Raw genomic sequence first — 18,314 nt, forward strand, 5'->3', positions numbered from 1 at the left:
GCCAGACACCGACCCCACATCGATTCGGCCGGTACGGGGAGTAGCGTCCCCTCATGCATGCGATCACGATTCCCGAACCCGGAGGGCCCGAGGCGCTGGTGTGGGCCGAGGTCCCCGATCCCGTGCCCGGTGAGGGCGAGGTGCTGGTCGAGGTGGTGGCCGGTGCCGTCAACCGTGCCGACATCCTGCAGCGCCAGGGCTTCTACAACCCGCCGCCCGGCGCCTCCCCGTACCCCGGCCTGGAGTGCTCGGGCCGGATCGCCGAGGTCGGGCCCGGGGTGACCGGCTGGTCCGTCGGCGACGAGGTGTGCGCGCTGCTCGCGGGCGGCGGCTACGCGACGAAGGTGGCCGTACCGGCCGGGCAGCTGCTGCCCGTGCCCGCGGGCGTCGACCTGAGGCGGGCGGCGGCGCTGCCCGAGGTGACCTGCACGGTCTGGTCGAACGTCTTCATGATCTCCCACCTCCGCCCCGGCGAGACCCTCCTCGTGCACGGCGGCTCCAGCGGCATCGGCACCATGGCGATCCAGCTCGCCAAGGCGGTCGGCGCCCGGGTCGCGGTGACGGCCGGGACGAAGGAGAAGCTCGACCGGTGCGCCGAGCTGGGCGCCGACATCCTCGTCAACTACCGCGAGCAGGACTTCGTCGAGGAGCTGAAACAGGCCACCGCGGGCGCCGGGGCCGATGTCGTCCTCGACAACATGGGCGCCAAGTACCTCGACCGCAACGTCAGTGCCCTCGCCGTCAACGGACGGCTCGCGATCATCGGTATGCAGGGCGGCGTCAAGGCCGAGCTGAACATCGGCGCGCTCCTGACCAAGCGGGCCGCGATCAGCGCGACCTCGCTGCGCGCCCGTCCGCTCGCCGAGAAGACGGCGATCGTGGCCGCCGTACGCGAACACGTGTGGCCGCTGATCGCCTCGGGCCAGGTCGGGCCGGTCGTCGACCGGGAGTTCCCGATGAGCGACGCGGCCGGGGCACACAGGCTGGTGGAGGAGAGCGGGCACGTGGGAAAGGTGCTGCTGGCAGTCCCGTAACAGGGCGTCCGCCGCGTCAGGTCCGCCGTACCCGCAGTCGCAGCGCGAGGAAGGCGAGGCCCAGGCCGAGGCCGATCAGGACGAGTCCGCTGCCCAGGGGCAGTATCCGCAGCACCGGGTGGGTCACGGGGGCGGCGCCCTGCGGCTCGTACGCGACCGGGGCGGGCGGCGGTACGGGTACGGGCACGGGGGCGGCCTCCTCGTACGCCACCTCCTCGGGGGGCGCGGACTCCCGGCGCCCGGGGCGCTCGCGGCCCTCGCCCGCCCGGCTGCCGGCGCGGGAGGCGTCGGGGGCGGGCCGGACGGCATGCTCGGCGTTGTCGTGGGACAACGTGGCGACGTGCGGGGCGGCTGCCAGTGTGGGTGCCGCCAGGGCCAGCAGGGTGCCGCAGACGCGCAGGGTACGGAGCCATGGAGTCATGTCGGGCCCTCCCGCCGCGGAGTCGCCAGTCACCGGGGTTCGACGGGACCAGCCTCACACGCGGCCGTCCGTCCGGCATCCCGGACGTGGACCGCCGGGCCGGACCCACCGGCCGGAACCGCGACCTGGTGCGAGAGAATGGCGGTATGGAGATGCCGAGGAACGAGAGGTCGCCGGAGAACCCCCAGATCCTGGTCGTTGGCCAGGACGGGATGGCTCTCGGAGGCGGTGGTGACGAGGACTCCCGAGAGATCCCGGTGACGGACATGGTGGAGCAACCGGCCAAGGTCATGAGGATCGGCAGCATGATCAAGCAGCTGCTGGAGGAGGTGCGCGCGGCCCCCCTCGACGAGGCGAGCCGGGTGCGGCTGAAGGAGATCCACGCCAGCTCGGTCAAGGAGCTGGAGGACGGCCTGGCGCCCGAGCTGGTCGACGAACTGGAGCGCCTGTCCCTGCCGTTCACGGACGACGGGATTCCCAGCGACGCCGAGCTGCGGATCGCGCAGGCCCAGCTGGTGGGCTGGCTGGAGGGCCTCTTCCACGGCATCCAGACCACGCTGTTCGCCCAGCAGATGGCCGCGCGGGCCCAGCTGGAGCAGATGCGGCGCGCGCTGCCGCCGGGTGTCGGCGGCCACGACGGCGACGACGACCCGCGCACGGGCGGTCGCACGGGCGGGCCGTACCTGTAACTCTTGTGGGGAGGGGCCCGGCAGCCGACCGACCGGCCGCCGGGCCCCTCTTCATGAGGTACCGCGAAGTGCTGTGAAGCGACCGCTCAGGACGGGTTGCCCGTCGACACGCTCAGCTCGATCACCGGCATGTCCTCGGGGTCGGCGTCCGTGCCCGCGGAGGGGAACTGGTCCATGACCGTGTCCTTGCCGTACGTGTTCTCGTCGATCCGGGTCTCCTTCATCCGCCACCCGGCCGCCTGGAAGCAGGACTTGACCGAGGTCAGGTTCTTGTAGCGGAAGTCCGGCAGCCGGATCTTGTCCGGGTCGCTGTACGACTCCGCCGCCTCCGAGCACTCCTCCGCGTCGATCTTCTTGCTCAGGTCCGGCCCCTTGTAGTCCGACGACCCTGATCCGGACCCCGACCCCGACCCTGACTCCGACGACTGCGAGGCCGAGGCGCTCGCGTTGCTGCCGCTGCCGGTCGTGCCGCCGTTGTCGCTGTCGTCCCCGCCCAGCTTCAGGGCCAGGAGCAGTCCGCCGACGGCGACGAGCGAGATGACGATCGAGCCCACGATCACCGGGGTGTTGCTCTTCCGTGCCGGTGCGGGGGCGGGCGTCGGCGCGTACTGCGGTGCGTACGCGGCGGGCGCCTGGTAGGCGGGCTGCTGCGGATAGCCGTACGCCGGAGGGGTGTTGTACGGATTCGGGGCCGGAGTCGGCTGGTACGGGGTCTGTACGGGGCCCGGCGGGGGCGGAGTGGCCTGGTCGACCGGGGGGAACACGGCCGAGGCGACGCCCGCGCCGCTCTGCGAGGGGGTGCCCGGGACGATGTTCGGGGCGGCCGGCTGGAGCGAGGCGGCCACGCGCAGGCACTCGTCGCGCATGGCGACGGCGCTCGGGAAACGCTCGTTCGGGTTCTTCTTCAGCGCGCGGGCGACGAGCGCGTCCAGCGCCGGGGGCAGCGCCCGGTTGACCGAGGAGGGGACGACCGGCTCCTCCTGGACATGCGCGTACGCGATCGCAAGCGCCGAGTCGGCGTTGAACGGCAGCCGACCGGTGACCAGCTGGAACAGCATGATGCCGACCGAGTAGAGATCGGAGCGCGCGTCCACGCCCCGGCCCAGCGCCTGCTCCGGGGAGAGGTACTGCGGGGTGCCGACGACCATGCCGGTCTGCGTCATCGACGTGACACCCGACTGCATGGCGCGGGCGATGCCGAAGTCCATGACCTTCACGACGCCGCGCTTGGTCACCATCACGTTGCCCGGCTTGATGTCCCGGTGGACCAGCCCCATCTCGTGGCTGATCTCCAGCGCCGCCAGCACGTCCGCGGTGACCTTCAGCGCCTTGTCCGCGGGCATCGCCCCGAACTGCCGTACATCCGCGTCGAGCACGGAGCCGAGCGGCTGGCCCTCGACGTACTCCATGACGATGTACGGGGTCATGGTGCCCGCCACATCGTCCTCACCGGTGTCGAAGACCGAGACGATGTTGGTGTGCGTGAGCTTGGCCACGGCCTGGGCCTCGCGGCGGAAACGCTCGCGGAAGGCCTGTTCCCGGCCCAGCTCGGTGTGCAGTGTCTTGATCGCGACCTGCCGGTCCAGGACCGAGTCGTACGCGAGGTGCACCGAGGCCATACCGCCCTCGCCGAGCAGATCGCGCAGCTGGTAGCGCCCGCCGGCGAGCGCGTGCCCCGCGTACCGGCCGTGTGCGCCGTCCTGGCTCATGTCTCAGCGTCCCCCGAGCTTCTCAACGCTCTTTCCACAGCCGCACGTGATCGATTGGCTCATTCCGGGCCAAGTCTGCCGGAGGGCACTGACACGTCAAGCGCGGTGCCCGTTCCGTGACCGTACGGGAAGGAAGCGTCGCGGAAGCGTTACAGGTGCTGCGCGGACGTGGCACGCGATTTGCACGACGATACCCGCAACGGGTTTGACGACCGGCCCGCCCGGGACCCGTACCCGGGCTCCCACCGGAGCCGACCCGGGACCTCCTCCCGGACCGGAGGCTTGCGCGGAGGCTGTAGCGTGGCCGACGGAGACCGTGACAACACCGCGCTCACCGCGGGCAGAAACGACGGCGAGGACTGATGGCACAGCAGCGCGCTCAGGGCCCGCCCGACCCCGAGGCGGCTGGCGGCGGTATGTCAGACGCGCCTGAGTTGTGGGGCAACGGCGGACTGGTGGGGGACGGCCGGTACCGGCTCACCCACAGACTCGGCCGGGGCGGCATGGCGGAGGTGTTCGCCGCCGAGGACGTACGCCTCGGGCGGACCGTCGCGGTCAAGCTCCTGCGCGCGGATCTCGCCGAGGACCCGATCTCCAAGGCCCGCTTCACGCGCGAGGCCCAGTCGGTGGCCGGGCTCAACCACCACGCGATCGTCGCCGTGTACGACTCCGGCGAGGACTACGTCGGCGGCCAGTCCGTCCCGTACATCGTGATGGAGATCGTCGAGGGGCGCACCATCCGCGACCTCCTCATCAACGCCGAGGCGCCCGGGCCCGAGCAGGCGCTGATCATCGTCTCCGGTGTGCTGGAAGCGCTTGCCTATTCGCATCAGCACGGCATCGTGCACCGCGACATCAAGCCGGCCAACGTGATCATCACGCACAACGGCGCCGTGAAGGTCATGGACTTCGGCATCGCCCGCGCGCTGCACGGGGCGTCGACGACGATGACGCAGACCGGCATGGTCATGGGCACGCCGCAGTACCTCTCCCCGGAGCAGGCCCTCGGCAAGGCCGTCGACCACCGCTCCGACCTGTACGCGACCGGCTGCCTGCTCTACGAACTCCTCGCGCTGCGGCCCCCGTTCACGGGTGAGACCCCGCTGGCCGTGGTCTATCAGCACGTTCAGGACATTCCGGTGCCCCCGTCCGAGGTCTCGGACGCGGCGCCGCCGGAACTCGACGGGCTCGTCATGCGTTCCTTGGCCAAGGAACCCGACGACCGGTTCCAGACCGCCGAGGAGATGCGCGGGCTGATCCAGTACGGCCTGCAGATGCTGTACGACCAGGGCAGCCACACCGGCACCTGGAACACCGGGCCCGTCGACGTGCACGACGGCCGGCACACCCCCGCGGGCGGTTTCGCCGGCACCACGGTGATGAACCACCACCCGGGCGACCAGTCCGGGACCACCCAGATCCCCCAGCAGATCCTGCCCTCCGGGTACGGCGGCGGGGACGACGGCGGTTTCGAGGGGCACGGCAACCGGGGCGGCGGCCGGGGCAAGCTGTGGATACTGGCGTTCTTCGCGGTGATCGCCATCGCGGCTGGCGTCGCCCTCGCCCTGCAGAACGGCAGCGGCGACGGCGGCAGCACGGACACCACCGAGTCGCCGAAGACCTCGCAGTCCGCGACGAACGACGACACCACGGCGAGCCCGAGCGACGAGCCGACCGAGGAGACGTCGAGCACCGAGACGGACGACGGCAGCGGCTCGGACGGCGGCTCCCAGTGGACGCCGTCGGCCACCCCGTCGGTGACGCCGTCTGCGACCCCGTCCTCCGAGCCGTCGAGTTCGCCGACGGAGGTCGAGACGAGCGCGGAGCCGTCGGACACGGCGTCGGAGCCGGAGGACACGGCCACTCCCACGGAGGAGGAGACGGGCGACACCGGCGAGGAGGACGGCGGTACGACGATCGGCGGCACGATTCCTTGACTGCCCGGGTCCGGGAGACCCTGACACAGGCAGCCGGTTGACGTTATAAAGCAGCCTCCACGCGCGCGTGCGGCCCGAAGAGGGCTCCACGCGCGCGTGCCGTTTGCGGCGGGACAGACGGGAATTTGACGACAGGCCCTGGGGCCGGCGTCAGCCCGTGAACGCCTCGCACACCGCGTCGTACTCGCGTGTCCACCACACCGCGAGCGCGGAGGCGGCCGGGAACTGGGAGTCGGCGCGGGTGTCGCCCCGCTCGTAGTGCCAGCGCAGCATCCAGAAGTCGTTGAGCCGCTCCCACCACACCCGGTGCACGGCGGCGGCCAGTTCGGAGGGCGTCGCTCCCGACGTACGCCGGTACGCGCGCGCGTACGCCCGGGTCTTGGGCAGGTCGAGGGTGCCGGCGGGGCGTACGAAGAAGATCGCGGCGGCGCGTACGGCCTCTTCGGCGCGGGGCTTCACGCCGAGCCGGTCCCAGTCGACGATCGCCGCGGGCGCGTCCCCCTTGTAGAGCAGGTTGAACGGGTGGAAGTCCCCGTGCACCCAGCCCACCGAGCCCCCCGGCGGGGGCCGCCGGTCCGCGTGCTGCTCCAGCAGTGCCCGCCGCTCCAGGAGCCGGTACCTGGCCAGCTCGTCGAAGGCGTCGGTGGGGTGGTGGCGGCGGACGTGGGCGAGGAGGTCGTCGATGAGGGTGAAGGTTTCGGCGGGGTCGGCGGCGGGGGCTGTCGTGTCGGGGTGTCGGGCGGTGGGGGCGCCTTGTCGGTGCGGGGCGGTGGGGCCGTACCGGTGCGGGTCGGTGGGGTGGCCCTGGTGCCGGTTGTCGGGTTCGGTCCGGTCCCGACGGGCCGGTAAGGAGCGGTCGGTGATGACGCACTGGTGGTGGGCGGCGGAGGGGTCCGGGCCCCGGCTGTCCAGGTGCCGGTCGGTGTGGCCGTTCTGCCCGGGGGCGATGATCCGGCGGGCCGGTTCGTCGGCGTTGGTGGGTTCCGGGCGGCGGGAGGCCTTGGGGCGCCGGGGGCGGCTGCCCTGCCCGGGGGGCGGTCGGTCGCGGTCGGTGGTCGTTCGCGGCGCCGGGGCGTCCCGGTGGCGGACCGCGGGCTCCTCCTCGGTCCGCTTCGGCATCACCTGCTCCAGGCTCGCGTGGACCACCCCCAGCAGCGCGCCCAGCCGGCCGCACTGGACCGTGCTGAGCTGGCCGCCGTGGCGGTGGCGGCCGTCGATCCAGGGGTGCAGGGCGTAGGCGTGGCCGCCGACGACGGCGACCGTACGTCCGTCGCGGCCCGGCAGCGGAGGGGCCACCGGGACGCCGAGGTCGGCGAGGCGCTGGGTCGCCCGGTGCTGGCGGGCGATGGCGGCGGGGTCGGCGGTCTCGGGGTCGAAATGGTGCTTCAGGAAGTAGTCGCCCCGGGTCGTGGCGAGCCGGTAGCCGCGATTCAACAGCCCCTGGTCGACGGGGTCGCAGCGCAGCGCGGACCCGGCGGCGTACTGGCGGAGGAGGGCGCCCAGTGGGGGAGCGTGGGACACGGAGGGTGGTACAGATGAGCGCGGCACGCGCCAGATGCTAGGGCACGAGCCGGGCGTGCGAGCGGGGCGCTTGTCACAGACAGTCACAGGTGACCGTGGGTTGTCAGGGGTAGTCGGGTTCGATCACGGAGTGCACGGTTGCGAACTGGGGTTCGAGTCGCAGGTAGACCGGATCGAAAGGAACGCCGTCCACGGAGCAGGGCGTCGGCCCGAACCGGTCCAGCTCGGCCGCCGTCGGTTCCACGGCCGCGCACTCCCCGACGACCTGCACGGACCACGACCGCCGGCTCCGCAGGGACGGCACGTCGGCGCCGTACGCGACGACTCCGCCGACACAGGCCCGGTGGTACCCGTGCCCCCGGTGCAGCCGCAGCAGGACCCGCCCGTCGACCACGATGTGCCGGGCGGACGCCAGGAAGGGCAGCGCGCGCATGCTGGTCGCGACCCGGCCGTGCTCGACCCGACCGAGGAGTTCGGCGGCGCGCTGCTCGTCCCGTTCGTCGTGCTCGTCGATCGGCATGCCCTCACTGTGCGCGACCGGGAAACGGGCCCACCAGGGGCGCTCGCCCCGAGAAAAGGGGCCTTAGGTCCCGATTCGGGCACTTCGGGTGCCTGGGAGCGGGGCGCTTCGGCTGCGGCGGCCACACGGGCCGTCCTGGCCGCCTCGGGCCACCCGGCCCCTCGCTCGGCCGCTGCCGCTGCCGCTGCCCCGACCTCGGCCCTCCCCCTCCCCCCTACTCCCGCCCCCGCCCCGGCCCCTCCACCCCCATCCGAGCGACATAAGCCGCCGCCTGGGCCCGCCGCTGCATCCCCAGTTTGGACAGCAGCCCTGACACATAGTTCTTGATCGTCTTCTCGGCCAGGTGCAGCCTTTCGCCGATCTCCCGATTGGTCAGGCCCTCGCCGATCAGGTCGAGGATTCTGCGCTCCTGTTTGGTGAGGTTCGCCAGGCGTTCGTCGCCTCTTGGTGGGTTGCCGCCGTCCCGTAGGCGTTCCAGGACCCGGGCCGTCGCCACCGGGTCCAGGAGGGACTTGCCTGCCGCCACGTCCCGTACGGCCGTCAGTAGTTCATGTCCTCTGATGGCCTTCAGGACGTACCCGGAGGCGCCCGCCATGATCGCGTCGAAGAGGGCCTCGTCGTCCGCGAACGACGTCAGCATCAGGCACTTCACGCTCGCGTCCCGCGAGCGGATCTCCCGGCACACCTCCACGCCGCTGCCGTCCGGGAGGCGGACGTCCAGGACCGCCACGTCGGGACGGGTGGCCGGAATGCGTGCCAGTGCCTCCTCCGCCGTGCCGGCCTCGCCGACCACCTCGATGTCGTCCTCGACCGAGAGCAGTTCATGGACTCCCCGGCGCACGACTTCATGGTCATCGAGGAGAAATACCGTGATTTTTCCTTCTTCGGGCACCGGGACAGTCTCACATACCGACTCTTCCCGTGGCCTGGGTGCGCGGGATAACGTGCCGTTGTTCCGGCCCCCTGCAAGGCTGTGACCAGGGCCCCTTCCCGACTTGCCGAATTTACTTGGATTTCCAAGCAAAATCGCAGGTCAGGGGGGTTTCATAGAAATATGACGCACTGGGTAACGTGATGCTTGCGGACGCTCGCCGGGACACCTGTCACGCCTGTTCCCGGCCGAGCGGCACCCACCCCGTGCACGGGTATCGGGAACAGGTGACCGCACTGGTTACCCGGCAACCCCGGGGCCGGACCGACGGAGGAGTACACGTGACCGTGGAGAGCACTGCCGCGCGCAAACCGCGACGCAGCGCCGGAAGCAAGACCGGTACCACCCGCACCACCGCGCAGAGCGCCGACGCGCCGGCCGCCGACGCATCGGCCACGGCCGCGAAGCGCACCACCACCAAACGCGCCGCCGCCGTCAAGAAGCCGGCCGCGAAGCCCGCGACGGAGACGGTCACCGCGGGCGCCGATCCCGACCTCGTCCAGCTGCTCACCCCCGCGGGTGAGCGCGTCAAGAACGCCGCCTACGACCCCTACGTCGCCGCCCTCACCCCCGAAGACCTGCGCGGTCTGTACCGCGACATGGTGCTGACCCGCCGCTTCGACGCCGAGGCCACCGCCCTCCAGCGCCAGGGCGAGCTGGGCCTTTGGGCCTCGCTGCTCGGCCAGGAGGCCGCCCAGATCGGCTCGGGCCGCGCCACCCGCCCCGACGACTACGTCTTCCCGACCTACCGCGAGCACGGCGTCGCCTGGTGCCGGGACGTCGACCCGACGAACCTGCTCGGCATGTTCCGGGGCGTCAACAACGGCGGCTGGGACCCCAACAGCAACAACTTCCACCTCTACACGATCGTCATCGGCTCCCAGACCCTGCACGCCACCGGCTACGCCATGGGCGTCGCCAAGGACGGCGCCGACTCCGCGGTCATCGCCTACTTCGGGGACGGCGCCTCCAGCCAGGGAGACGTCGCCGAGTCCTTCACCTTCGCCTCGGTCTACAACGCCCCCGTGGTGTTCTTCTGCCAGAACAACCAGTGGGCGATCTCCGAGCCGACCGAGCGTCAGACCCGTGTCCCGCTCTACCAACGCGCGCAGGGCTACGGCTTCCCGGGCGTACGGGTGGACGGCAACGACGTCCTCGCCGTCCTCGCCGTGACGAAGTGGGCCCTGGAGCGGGCCCGCAGTGGTGAGGGCCCGACGCTGGTCGAGGCGTTCACCTACCGCATGGGCGACCACACCACCTCCGACGACGCGAGCCGCTACCGGCACGACGACGAGCGGGTGGCCTGGGAGGCGAAGGACCCGATCGCCCGCCTTCGCGCCTACCTGGAGTCCTCAAACCACGCGGAAGAGGGATTTTTCGCGGAACTGGAGGCCGAGAGCGAGTCGTTGGGCAGGCGAGTACGCGAAGCGGTCCGTGCCATGCCGGACCCGGACCCCTTGGCGATGTTCGAGCACACCTACGCCGACGGGCACGCGCTCGTGGACGAGGAGCGGGCCCAGTTCGCCGCCTACCAGGCGTCGTTCACGGATGTGGAGGGGGCATGACCATGGCGGCGGAGACTTCCAAGAATCTGGCCCTGGCCAAGGCGATCAACGAATCGCTGCGCAAGGCCCTGGAGTCGGACCCCAAGGTCCTGATCATGGGCGAGGACGTCGGCAAGCTCGGCGGCGTCTTCCGGGTCACCGACGGGCTGCAGAAGGACTTCGGCGAGGAGCGGGTCATCGACACCCCGCTCGCCGAGTCGGGCATCGTCGGCACGGCCATCGGCCTCGCCCTGCGCGGCTACCGCCCGGTGGTGGAGATCCAGTTCGACGGCTTCGTCTTCCCGGCCTACGACCAGATCGTCACCCAGCTCGCCAAGATGCACGCGCGTGCGCTCGGCAAGATCAAGCTCCCCATCGTCATCCGCATCCCGTACGGCGGCGGCATCGGCGCGGTCGAGCACCACTCGGAGTCCCCGGAGGCGCTCTTCGCGCATGTCGCGGGCCTCAAGGTGGTCTCCCCGTCCAACGCGTCGGACGCCTACTGGATGATGCAGCAGGCCATCCAGAGCGACGACCCGGTGATCTTCTTCGAGCCGAAGCGGCGCTACTGGGACAAGGCCGAGGTCAACTTCGAAGCCATCCCGGGCCCCCTCCACAAGGCCCGGGTGGTCCGCGAGGGCACCGACCTCACCCTCGCCGCCTACGGCCCGATGGTGAAGCTCTGCCTGGAGGTCGCGGGCGTGGCTGCCGAGGAGGGCCGGTCCCTGGAGGTCCTCGACCTGCGGTCGGTCTCCCCGCTCGACTTCGACTCCGTCCAGACCTCGGTCGAGAAGACCCGCCGTCTGGTCGTGGTGCACGAGGCACCCGTGTTCTTCGGCTCGGGCGCGGAGATCGCCGCCCGGATCACCGAACGCTGCTTCTACCACCTGGAGGCCCCGGTGCTCAGGGTCGGCGGCTATCACGCCCCCTACCCGCCGGCCCGCCTGGAGGAGGAGTACCTACCGAGCCTGGACCGGGTGCTCGACGCCGTCGACCGCTCGCTTGCGTACTGAGGAGAGGGACGTGACGACGATGACAGACGCGTCCGTTCGCGAGTTCAAGATGCCCGACGTGGGCGAGGGACTCACCGAGGCCGAGATCCTCAAGTGGTACGTCCAGCCGGGCGACACCGTCACCGACGGCCAGGTGGTGTGCGAGGTCGAGACCGCCAAGGCGGCCGTCGAACTGCCCATCCCCTACGACGGGGTCGTGCGCGCACTCCACTTCCCCGAGGGCACGACGGTCGACGTGGGTATGTCGATCATCGCGGTGGACACCGGGGGCGGAGGTGGGGACGGCAGTGGCGGGGCTCCTGTGGAGGCCGGAACCGGGACCTCGGTGCCGGTGGTCGCTACCTCGGCACCCGAGGCACCCGAGGAGGCCAAGCCGCCCGCCCGTCAGCCCGTCCTCGTGGGCTACGGCGTGGCCGTCTCCGCCACCAAGCGCCGCCCCCGCAAGGGCGCGGAGATCCCGGCCCAGGAGGTCGCGGCGGCCGTCCAGCAGGAGCTGAACGGCCACGGCGGGCACGTGGGCGCGGGCGCGGCGGCGAACGGCCACGCTGGCGTCGGGCACGGTGTGCTGACCGGCCTCACCGGGCAGGCCGACCAGTCCGCCCGTCCGCTGGCCAAGCCGCCGGTGCGCAAGCTCGCCAAGGATCTCGGCGTCGACCTGACGACGGTGGTCCCCTCGGGCCCCGACGGCATCATCACGCGCGAGGACGTGCACGCCGCGGTGGCCCCGGCCGCCGCCGAGCCGGTGCGCCCGACGCCGGTCACCCCGTCCGCGCCGGCGCCGGTGGCGACGTACGACGGCACTCGTGAGACGCGCGTGCCGGTCAGGGGCGTGCGGAAGGCGACCGCGCTGGCGATGGTCGGTTCGGCGTTCACGGCGCCGCATGTCACGGAGTTCGTGACGGTGGACGTGACGCGCACGCTGAAGCTGGTGGAGGAGCTGAAGCGGGACAAGGAGTTCGCGGGGGTGCGGGTCAATCCGCTGCTCCTCATCGCCAAGGCCCTGCTGGTCGCCATCCGGCGGCACCCGGACATCAACGCGTCCTGGGACGAGGCGAACCAGGAGATCGTGCTCAAGCACTACGTCAACCTGGGTATCGCGGCGGCCACCCCGCGTGGGCTGATCGTCCCGAACATCAAGGACGCCCACGAGAAGACGCTGCCGCAACTGGCGGCGGCGCTCGGCGAGTTGGTGGCCACGGCGCGGGAGGGCAAGACCTCTCCGGCGGCCATGCAGGGCGGCACGGTGACGATCACGAACGTCGGCGTCTTCGGCGTCGACACGGGCACGCCGATCCTCCCGCCCGGCGAGTCCGCGATCCTCGCGGTCGGCGCGATCAGGCTCCAACCGTGGGTCCACAAGGGCAAGGTGAAGCCGCGTCAGGTCACCACCCTGGCCCTCTCCTTCGACCACCGGCTGGTGGACGGGGAGTTGGGGTCCAAGGTGCTCGCTGATGTCGCGGCGATCCTGGAGCAGCCGAAGAAGCTCATCACCTGGGCGTGACCCCGGGCACAGCAGAGGGGGCCTGCCGCGCTCGGCGCGGCAGGCCCCCTTTGTTTTTCAGCTACTTACTGTCAGCCGGCCAGACGCGCGAAGCCGTAGTCCATCAGCTTCTTCGCGTCCGCCGTGCGCGTCGCGACCGACGTGGAGGCGAGGACCGTACCGATGACCGTCTTGCCGTTGCGGGTCGCGGCGAAGACCAGGCAGTACTTGGCCTGCGGGCCGGAGCCGGTCTTGATGCCGATCGTGCCGCTGTAGCCGGACAGCAGCGGCTTGTTGGTGTTCTCCCACGCCATCCAGCGGGTGCCGCCGGTCTTGGTGGTGACCTTCTCCTTGAAGTTCTGCGTCTTCACTATCGTGCGGAAGGCGCCGCTCTTCATGGCGTTGCTGGCGAGCTTCGTCAGGTCGCGCGGCGTCGAGTAGTTCGAGCCGTTGCCGATGCCGTCGAAGCTGTCGAACTTGGTGTTCGTCATGCCGAGGCTCCGGGCGGTGGAGTTCATCTTGGCGATGAACGACTTCACCCGGGCGGCCCGCGTCGTGCCGGTGCCGAACTTGTCCGCGAGCGCGTAGGCGGCGTCGCAGCCCGAGGGCAGCATCAGCCCGTAGAGCAGTTGGCGGACGGTGACCTTGTCGCCCACGATCAGGCGGGCCGAGGAGGCGTTGTTGGCGACGATGTAGTCGCTGTAGGCCTTCTGGATCGTGACCTTCGTGTTGAGGTTCAGGTTCGCCGTCGCCAGCACGACCTTCGCCGTCATTATCTTCGTGGTGGAGCCGGTGGAGAGCTTGGTGTCAGCGGCCTTGCCGTACAGGGTGGAGCTGTTGGCGTTGTTCATCAGATAGCCGCCCTTGGCGACGATCGTCGGAACGGCTACAGCGGCCTGCGCGGGCGCCGCGGTGAGCGCTCCTGTCGCGAGCACGGCGCCGGTGGTGACCACGACGGCTGCGGCTCTGCGGAAACGGATGCCCTGGATGCCGGTTATCAACTTCAATACCCCGATTACGTATGAATCGTCCGAATGCCCCTTGAGAGCGGCCGAGTTGGCCGAGTCGTCGGCGAACGGCACTCTCGTGTGACTCGTAACTAGCACAGTAGGTTGTGCGCGTGCTGAGGCGGGTTCCCCGATTTTCCCTTTCCGAGGGACGCCGTACGGCTGTTCGTGGTTCCCGCGTCCCGTCGGGAGATTGAACTGTTCTCCGCGCGGCGACGTCACGCCCCCGATCCGGATCGGCCCCCAGGGGGCGGTCCATATGGCGGACGGTCCCCCTCATGCGTACGTGTTGTATCTATGCTGTCGGCATGACCAGCCTGGCCGTGCAGCACGTGAAGCAACCTCCCGCCGCCGAGCGCGTCTACGCACACGTCAAAGAGGGTGTCCTGGACCGCCGTTACGAGGGCGGGACGCTGCTCACCGAGGGCGAGCTGGCCGAGGCGGTCGGGGTGTCGCGCACGCCGGTGCGCGAGGCGCTGCTGCGTCTTGAGGCCGAGGGGCTGATCAAGCTCTACCCGAAGAAGGGCGCGCTCGTCCTGCCCGTCTCCGCGCAGGAGATCGCGGACGTCGTCGAGACCCGGCAGCTGGTCGAGGAGCACGCGATCCGCAAGGCGGTGCCCGCCTCGCCGCGGCTCATCGCCCGGCTCACCGAACTCCTCGAACGGCAGCGCGAACAGGCCGCCGCAGGAGACCTCGCGGGCGCGGCCGTGACCGACCGCTGCTTCCACGCCGAGATCGTCCGCAGCGGGGGCAACGAGATCCTCTCCCGCCTCTACGACCAACTCCGCGACCGGCAGCTGAGGATGGGCGTCGCCGTCATGCACGCCCACCCCGACCGCATCACCAAGACGCTCGTCGAGCACCAGGAGATCCTCGACGCGCTGCGCTCCGGCGACGCGGAGGCGGCGGTCGCGATCGTGCACCGGCATGTCAGCTGGTTCTCCAACCTGGCGCGGGGCGAGGTCCGATGAGCCGCAGGGCCACTGCCGCCACGGGTTACGGTTCGCTGCCCGGCGATCCGCCCGGCGGGCGCCGGGCCGTCCTCGTCTGGTCCGCCGGCGTCTCCGTCTACTTCGTCGCCGTGATCTTCCGTACGTCGCTGGGGGTGGCCGGGCTCGACGCCGCCGACCGCTTCCATGTGAACGCCTCGGCCCTGTCCACCTTCTCGATCCTCCAGCTCCTCGTCTACGCGGGCATGCAGATACCGGTCGGCCTGCTCGTCGACCGGCTCGGCACGAAGAAGGTGCTGGCCATCGGGGCGGTGCTGTTCACGGCCGGGCAGCTCGGGTTCGCCTTCTCCCCCTCGTACGGCACCGCTCTCGCCTCCCGCGCGCTGCTCGGGTGCGGTGACGCGATGACGTTCATCAGCGTGCTGCGGCTCGGCTCCCGCTGGTTCCCGGCGCGGCGCGGGCCGCTGGTCGCGCAGCTGGCGGGGCTGGCCGGGATGACGGGCAACCTCGTCTCGACGCTCGTCATCGCCCGGCTGCTGCACGGCATCGGCTGGACGGCGGCCTTCGCGGGCAGCGCGTTCGCCGGTGTGGTCGTGCTGGTGGTGATGCTCGTCTTCCTCAAGGACCATCCGGAGGGGCACGAGCCGGAGCCGTTCCCGCACCAGGGCGCCGCCTACGTCCGCCGGCAGATCGCCGCCTCGTGGCGCGAGCCCGGGACGCGGCTCGGGATGTGGGTGCACTTCACCACCCAGTTCCCGGCGATGGTGTTCCTGCTGCTGTGGGGCCTGCCGTTCCTCGTCGAGGCACAGGGGCTGACCCGGGCGACGGCGGGCGAACTGCTCACGCTGGTCGTGCTGTCCAACATGGTGATCGGTCTGGTCTACGGCCAGATCGTCGCCCGGCACCACACGGCCCGGCTCCCGCTCGCGCTGGGCACGGTCGGGGTGACCGCGGTGATGTGGGCGGTGACGCTCGCCTACCCGGCGGTGTCCGGCGCCGAGCACGTGCCGATGTGGCTGCTGGTGGTGCTGTGCGCGGTGCTGGGGGCTTGTGGGCCCGCGTCCATGCTCGGGTTCGATTTTGCCCGGCCGGCCAATCCGCCCGAGCGGCAGGGGACGGCGTCCGGGATCACCAACATGGGCGGGTTCGTCGCCTCGATGACGACGCTGTTCGCGGTCGGGGTGCTGCTGGACGCGACCGGGGGGAACTACGCCGTGGCGTTCTCGTTCGTGTTCCTGCTGCAGGGGGTCGGCGTCAGCCAGATCCTGCGGTTGCGGAGGCGGGCGGCTCGGCGGGAGTCGGAGCGGTTGGTTGCTAGTCGGGTGTCTACAGTGCACGTTCCGGTGTGAGCGCCGGTTCGTAGGCGGGCGGTGCCTCGTGCGGGCGTCGCTGGGGGCTGCCGCCCCCAGGCCCCCGCTGTCGGCCTGAACGGCCTCGTCCTCAAACGCCGGACGGGCTGGAGGTGCCGGCCTGCGCTGGGAAGTGACCGCCAGGCTCGGCGGGCAGCCGCCACTTCGACGAGTTCATGGCGAGGAGCCGTCACCCCGACGAGTTCTCGGCTTTACGGCGTCACGGCGAAGTGGCGCAGGATTGCCGCCGTCAGGCCCGGGTCGCCCTCTGCCTTGATCCGGTCGGCTACCGACTCCGGGGTCACCCGACCGCAGGCCAGGCGGAAGTAGGTCTCCCAGTCGAGGGCGAAGGTCGCGGCGGGGCCGAGGGCCGGGGAGGTCTCCAGGGTGCCTCGGCCGTTGATGTCGACGCGGATCGTGCGCAGGAACTCGATGGGGCCGTGCACGTCGAAGACGATCGCCGAACTGCGGGGCGCCCCCGCGTCCTTGGCGACCACCTTCGGCAGCGCGGCGAGCAGCATGTCCCGTGCGATGTGCGCGCCGGGGGAGTCGATGTTGCCGGGGACACCGAGGGCGGTCCGCAGATCCTGTTCGTGCACCCACACGTCGAAGGCCCGGATGCGCATCGCGTCCACCAGGGCGGTCTCCTGGCCGTGCAGGCCGCGGATCTTCGCGCCCGGTTCCCGCGACTCGTTGCGCAGCTGGCGGTTGCGGCGGATGACCGTGTACTCCAGCTCCGACGTCATCTCGGGCGCCGTGTGGTGGCGCCGTACGTCGACCTGCATCTCCGTATAGCGCTGCCGCTCGTTGGTGACGTGGTAGAGGTCGCGCGGGAGCGTGTGGATGGGGCGTGGGTCGCCGAGCATCTCGCACTCCATGCCGATGACATGGGAGACCACGTCACGGACCGACCAGCCCGGGCACGGGGTCCGGCGGTTCCACTCGCCCTCCACGAGCGGCGTCACCAGCTCGGATATCGCTTCGATGGAGTGGGTCCAGGCGTCGGCGTAGGGCTGGAGAGTGGGATGCAGACTCACGGAACGGGACCCCTCGGCGGTCGGTGCGCGATCGGTGCGCGGGCAGTGGTGACGGCGTGTGACGTCGGGTGACGGCGGATGTCGACGGCTTTGTCGGTGGGTGCGAAGGCGCGGACGGGAGAGCGGTATAGCTGTCAGCGGGTGTCTTGGAACGTTAAGTTACGCTGCTGTGAGGCACCCCGGCAGTGCTTTCGTGTGACGATCGTAGGCCCGTGTGAACGGCTCGAATGTCAGGACGGTGGTAGTGTGCGCGCCTCGCTCATCCAGATCGGTGTAGAAGAGGGCGAATCGGTCGAATCGCGTCGACTGCGGGTCGCGTCGCTGGTACGGGACGAGGCCGGTGCCGATCTCGTCGTCCTGCCCGAGCTGTGGACGACGGGGGCCTTCGCGTACGAGCTGTTCGCGAGCGAGGCCGAGCCGCTGGAGGGGCCGACGTACGAGGCCATGGCCAAGGCCGCGAGCGACGCGGGCGTCTGGCTGCACGCCGGTTCGATTCCCGAACGGGATCCTGACGGGCCGTTGTACAACACCTCCCTCGTGTTCTCGCCCGACGGTGAACTGGCCGCCTCCTACCGCAAGATCCATCGGTTCGGCTTCGACAAGGGTGAGGCCGTGCTGATGGGGGCGGGGACGGAGCTGGTGACCGTGCGGCTGCCTTCGACGACTGTCGGTGTCGCCACCTGTTACGACCTCCGTTTCCCTGAGCTGTTCCGTGGGCTCGTCGACGCGGGGGCGGAGACGATCGTGCTCTCGGCGGGGTGGCCGGAGCGGCGGCGGGGGCACTGGACGCTGCTGGCTCGGGCGCGGGCGGTCGAGAACCAGGCGTTCGTCCTTGCTTGTGGAACGGCCGGTACGCATGCGGGAGTTCCGCAGGCCGGTCACTCGATCGTGGTTGATCCGTGGGGTGAGGTGCTGGCGGAGGCGGGGGGTGGTGAGGAGGTGCTGCGGGTGGAGTTCGATGCGGGGAAGGTGGGGGAGACGCGGGAGGTGTTTCCCGCGCTGAAGGATCGGGTGCTGGGCGTTCCGGGGCGGGCCTGAGTTTTCCTCGCCCCCGCCGCCCCTACCCGTACCCATCCCTTCCTGGGGGCTGCGCCCCCAGAGCCCCCGTTTGTCCTCAAACGCAGGACGGGCTGAGTTGTGCCGGCCCGGGGTGGGTGGGCAAAGCGAGGGTG

16 protein-coding genes are annotated in these 18,314 nt (G+C 70.8%); 9 read left to right on the forward strand and 7 right to left on the reverse strand.

The window, feature by feature from the left end; translation table 11 throughout:
* Window positions 1-53: 53 nt before the first annotated feature.
* A complete protein-coding gene (locus CW359_RS41590) occupies window positions 54-1,034 on the forward strand; it encodes an NAD(P)H-quinone oxidoreductase (RefSeq protein ID WP_105975456.1) in 981 nt (326 codons plus the stop codon).
* A 16-nt stretch (window positions 1,035-1,050) separates the two neighbouring features.
* On the opposite strand, the gene CW359_RS45630 is transcribed toward CW359_RS41590, so the two are convergent.
* Window positions 1,051-1,455, reverse strand: a complete 405-nt coding sequence (locus CW359_RS45630) for a hypothetical protein (RefSeq protein WP_157968741.1) — start codon at window positions 1,453-1,455, stop codon at window positions 1,051-1,053.
* Window positions 1,456-1,601: 146 nt separating this feature from the next.
* Here CW359_RS45630 and CW359_RS41600 point away from each other — a divergent pair, with 146 nt between their 5' ends.
* Window positions 1,602-2,144, forward strand: a complete 543-nt coding sequence (locus CW359_RS41600; protein WP_105975457.1) for a bacterial proteasome activator family protein — start codon at window positions 1,602-1,604, stop codon at window positions 2,142-2,144.
* Between the two features lie 86 nt (window positions 2,145-2,230).
* On the opposite strand, the gene CW359_RS41605 is transcribed toward CW359_RS41600, so the two are convergent.
* Window positions 2,231-3,853, reverse strand: coding sequence for a protein kinase domain-containing protein (locus CW359_RS41605; protein WP_105975458.1), 1,623 nt, complete (start codon window positions 3,851-3,853; stop codon window positions 2,231-2,233).
* A gap of 362 nt (window positions 3,854-4,215) precedes the next feature.
* Here CW359_RS41605 and CW359_RS41610 point away from each other — a divergent pair, with 362 nt between their 5' ends.
* Window positions 4,216-5,790 carry a protein kinase domain-containing protein gene (locus CW359_RS41610; RefSeq protein WP_408647582.1) on the forward strand — a complete coding sequence of 525 codons (1,575 nt, stop codon included), beginning with the start codon at window positions 4,216-4,218 and terminating at the stop codon, window positions 5,788-5,790.
* 150 nt (window positions 5,791-5,940) lie between these two features.
* On the opposite strand, the gene CW359_RS41615 is transcribed toward CW359_RS41610, so the two are convergent.
* The 3 genes from CW359_RS41615 to CW359_RS41625 form a co-directional block, all read right to left on the reverse strand.
* Window positions 5,941-7,338, reverse strand: a complete 1,398-nt coding sequence (locus CW359_RS41615) for a phosphotransferase (protein ID WP_408647583.1) — start codon at window positions 7,336-7,338, stop codon at window positions 5,941-5,943.
* Window positions 7,339-7,414: 76 nt separating this feature from the next.
* Window positions 7,415-7,831: a pyridoxamine 5'-phosphate oxidase family protein gene (locus CW359_RS41620; RefSeq protein ID WP_105975460.1), complete on the reverse strand. Its 417-nt coding sequence runs from the start codon at window positions 7,829-7,831 to the stop codon at window positions 7,415-7,417.
* A gap of 214 nt (window positions 7,832-8,045) precedes the next feature.
* Window positions 8,046-8,723 (reverse strand): response regulator, encoded by a 678-nt coding sequence (locus tag CW359_RS41625; RefSeq protein WP_105975461.1) that lies wholly within the window; start codon window positions 8,721-8,723, stop codon window positions 8,046-8,048.
* Window positions 8,724-9,043: 320 nt separating this feature from the next.
* Between CW359_RS41625 and pdhA the strand changes: the two genes are divergently transcribed.
* Genes pdhA through CW359_RS41640 form a run of 3 tightly spaced genes read left to right on the forward strand, consistent with a single transcriptional unit; the run spans window position 9,044 to window position 12,820 of the window.
* Window positions 9,044-10,327: a pyruvate dehydrogenase (acetyl-transferring) E1 component subunit alpha gene (gene pdhA, locus CW359_RS41630; protein WP_105975470.1), complete on the forward strand. Its 1,284-nt coding sequence runs from the start codon at window positions 9,044-9,046 to the stop codon at window positions 10,325-10,327.
* Window positions 10,328-10,329: 2 nt separating this feature from the next.
* The gene (locus tag CW359_RS41635) at window positions 10,330-11,319 is read left to right on the forward strand and encodes an alpha-ketoacid dehydrogenase subunit beta (protein WP_105975462.1); all 990 of its coding nucleotides are present in this window, start codon (window positions 10,330-10,332) and stop codon (window positions 11,317-11,319) included.
* A gap of 10 nt (window positions 11,320-11,329) precedes the next feature.
* Complete coding sequence (locus CW359_RS41640; protein WP_105975463.1) at window positions 11,330-12,820, forward strand: dihydrolipoamide acetyltransferase family protein; 1,491 nt, start codon at window positions 11,330-11,332, stop codon at window positions 12,818-12,820.
* 71 nt (window positions 12,821-12,891) lie between these two features.
* Here the strand turns inward: CW359_RS41640 and CW359_RS41645 are convergent, their stop codons facing one another.
* The gene (locus CW359_RS41645; RefSeq protein WP_105975471.1) at window positions 12,892-13,800 is read right to left on the reverse strand and encodes a D-alanyl-D-alanine carboxypeptidase family protein; all 909 of its coding nucleotides are present in this window, start codon (window positions 13,798-13,800) and stop codon (window positions 12,892-12,894) included.
* Between the two features lie 314 nt (window positions 13,801-14,114).
* Here CW359_RS41645 and CW359_RS41650 point away from each other — a divergent pair, with 314 nt between their 5' ends.
* Both CW359_RS41650 and CW359_RS41655 read left to right on the forward strand, forming a co-directional pair.
* Complete coding sequence (locus tag CW359_RS41650; RefSeq protein ID WP_105975464.1) at window positions 14,115-14,777, forward strand: GntR family transcriptional regulator; 663 nt, start codon at window positions 14,115-14,117, stop codon at window positions 14,775-14,777.
* Complete coding sequence (locus CW359_RS41655; protein WP_105975465.1) at window positions 14,774-16,105, forward strand: MFS transporter; 1,332 nt, start codon at window positions 14,774-14,776, stop codon at window positions 16,103-16,105. Before CW359_RS41650 ends, CW359_RS41655 begins: the two co-directional genes overlap by 4 nt.
* 212 nt (window positions 16,106-16,317) lie before the next feature.
* Here CW359_RS41655 and CW359_RS41660 read toward each other — a convergent pair whose 3' ends face one another.
* Entirely contained in the window at window positions 16,318-17,142 is an 825-nt protein-coding gene (locus CW359_RS41660; RefSeq protein ID WP_105975466.1) for a maleylpyruvate isomerase family mycothiol-dependent enzyme, read from the reverse strand.
* A gap of 246 nt (window positions 17,143-17,388) precedes the next feature.
* Between CW359_RS41660 and CW359_RS41665 the strand changes: the two genes are divergently transcribed.
* Window positions 17,389-18,180 (forward strand): carbon-nitrogen family hydrolase, encoded by a 792-nt coding sequence (locus CW359_RS41665; RefSeq protein ID WP_105975467.1) that lies wholly within the window; start codon window positions 17,389-17,391, stop codon window positions 18,178-18,180.
* The last annotated feature ends 134 nt before the right edge of the window (window positions 18,181-18,314 follow it).

The organism is Streptomyces geranii (assembly GCF_002954775.1).
Taxonomy (GTDB): domain Bacteria; phylum Actinomycetota; class Actinomycetes; order Streptomycetales; family Streptomycetaceae; genus Streptomyces; species Streptomyces geranii.